Annotated in this window: 1 pseudogene; it reads right to left on the bottom strand. The window is 43.5% G+C overall.

Going from position 1 to position 542, the window contains the following annotated elements:
• Positions 1-462 precede the first annotated feature (462 nt).
• Positions 463-542 (bottom strand): annotated as a pseudogene (locus C472_RS16730) (IS6 family transposase); the annotation flags it as partial.

Consider the following 542-nt stretch of genomic DNA (forward strand, 5'->3'; position numbering starts at 1 on the left):
GTCGGGTGACGCGGTTGCGTCACCCTTGCCTGCTGTGACTTCTAGCTCCAGCTGAGAACTGACCAACAATCCTCTACCCAAGAGCGTAGTGCTAAAGCAAATAGTAGTAGACTACTTTTGAACACTATACTGGCTGAGAATGTTGTGAAATATAGATCTACCACATCTCGGTTACTAAGAAGTAGATTGTATATTCTGCTCAATTCTTCAAAATTTAATGCTCCAATAATCGCTGCTGGCGCTGTAATAAATAGTAGAAGCAATCGTAGAACCCGAATCCCCTCATCAGAAAAGTTAGTTAATGTCTCACGCTGTTCCTGAAGACGAGATTTAGCTGCTTCTATCTCCTCTTTAAGAATGTCAGGATTGAGCTCAATTTCTGGTGACTCGTCTTCTTTCCATTGCATATCTATGAGTAAATCAGGAGCGGTAACAACTTTATGCCGGCCTGAAGGGTAGTGTTCAGATAAGCTGATTCCATGCGAAGGCAAAGGATCTGAGCCACTCGTTTGCTGTTTCTGCTTCGGCGTTGCTGAAACAGT

It is taken from the genome of Halorubrum tebenquichense DSM 14210, from assembly GCF_000337415.1.
Lineage (GTDB): Archaea > Halobacteriota > Halobacteria > Halobacteriales > Haloferacaceae > Halorubrum > Halorubrum tebenquichense.